Annotated in this window: 1 protein-coding gene; it reads right to left on the reverse strand. The window is 31.8% G+C overall.

Going from position 1 to position 2,055, the window contains the following annotated elements:
- Positions 1-803 precede the first annotated feature (803 nt).
- Complete coding sequence (locus JIV24_RS22055) at positions 804-1,595, reverse strand: IS5 family transposase (protein ID WP_200467249.1); 792 nt, start codon at positions 1,593-1,595, stop codon at positions 804-806.
- Positions 1,596-2,055 lie beyond the last annotated feature (460 nt).

A 2,055-nucleotide genomic window follows, 5' to 3' on the forward strand; every position in this document is an offset into this window, starting at 1 on the left:
TTCAATAGGCAGCAAGGAACTAAAAGTAATTATAACCGCTGCAATAGTGGTCCAGTTTTGGAACGAAAAGAGCAATTTTGATATTGGAAAAATTTAAAACAATTACACAACTAGTATTGACACCGCATTTGATACGCTAAAAACACAAAAAACCTACAAATCAATTGATTGCAGGTTTTATTTAGTAGTCCCTACGGGAAAACTTTTAATTGGCTATATGACTAATGTCCAGTTATATATAGTGTTTTAGTAAATTGTGTTACACCGAATTTTACATCATTTAAATGATTCTATTTAGTATCCTTTGATACTATACAATGTACATACTTTTTTTGAATTTGAGAAGCTCAAGTGTTAGAACCACTATTCTGTATCATCGAAATCAAAAACATTTCGCTACTATTACGTATTATAGTATACGTCAGAAGCTACAAAGCTTTATTTACATGTTTCACTCCTGTCTAAAATTGAAAGCCGACATTTGACACCCTCTATTGATATTGTACATAGAATGATGAAAGGGGTTGCCGATGGTGTAGACCAGTTTTTAAACGATAACTAAAATGCCTTGATAGAGATTCTGAACCACGAGCTAAATGAATAAGACTACTTTTTGGATAATAGATACAATTCCCACCAAAAATAAAAAGCAATTATTTTTTTATCTGGAGGGATTTTCGGTAAGTTATGGAGCGAAGTAAACTTAAGGCTCAATATGAGACCTTTAATTTATTTAATCTATCTGGGTTTAATTAATCGCTAAAATGAAGGATTGTCAGAGCTGGAAAGTATAATGAAGTTGTTTAAAGTTGTCTAAGAAGAATAATGCAAAACGCAATGGTATTTAGAGCTTTCCAATGTATTTTATTTGTTTCAAAACGCACAAGTATTGACTTGAAAGCATCGAGCCATGCATTGGTTCTTTCTATGACAAAACGTTCTTTATAAAGAGCTTCATCCAAGAATGAAACGTCATTCTTACCATTACGTTTATTGTTATCAATGTTGTCAAAAATATCATGCTTGAAAAGACAATTTCTAAATGCTATTGTATCAAAACCAGCATCAGCATTTAGGAAAAGTCCATCGACACTTATATTTGACTGTTTTAATGATGTAACCATTTCATCAAAGTTTTTTGTGAGTTCAAAAGCATCATTATGATTCCCATGTATTGGGTCACTACATGCAATTGGTATACCCTTACTATCGGAGAGAATAAGCATATTGCTTGTTTTGCATTTTTTTCTTCCTTGGTAAGCAACTGCTTCACCGCCACGTTTGGCAAGTGTATGTGTTCCGTCTAGCTGAACAGATGACATATCGAGTAATGATTTATATTTTTTGAGTAGTACTTGCCATAGCTTGTCCCAACTACCATCTTTACACCATTTACGGTAATGGGCATAAACGCTATTCCAACTGTACTTAACTCTAAAGAATTGTTTTATCGGTATCTCACGCCATTGACAGCCTGTTTTAAGGCGAAATACAATTGCTTTAACAACTTGGTGGAGTTTAACTTTAGTATTGTCCCATGAATTGCCAAAAGCTAAATATGGGCTTATGTTTTTTTTTATTTGAGTACTTAACACTTGATAGATATTTATTATATATACAATATATCTATCTGAAAATCAATTATATAACCAATTTAATTGATTCTATTTTAGGACTTTAAACAACTTCTATCAATAAAAATAAAAAAGGCTCTTTGCACAGTAAGATACATCCTAAATAAATGGCAATTTTTATATGAAAACTTAGTAAGGGAATTTTCTCTCGCGCTTCATTATTCTGTGATAATCAGTAGGTAGGAGAATATAATAATCGTGTGTGTGTATATGCTATGATTGCCATTTCCTTATTTGGTAAACTGATGCTCATTGTGATATCGAAGAAACTGTATGTTGTTTCCTCACTACAAGAAATGATATTAATAGCTATTTTAGATTTAGAATAAGAGTTGTACTTGCAAGGTATAGGCCTCCGCAATGACGTATAGTTTGTTATGATAAAACTTTGAAGTTTTGTATCCATATTTTCAATAAAAAG

Origin of the sequence: Carboxylicivirga marina, from assembly GCF_016612505.1 — a bacterium.
GTDB classification, from domain to species: Bacteria; Bacteroidota; Bacteroidia; order Bacteroidales; family Marinilabiliaceae; genus Carboxylicivirga; species Carboxylicivirga marina.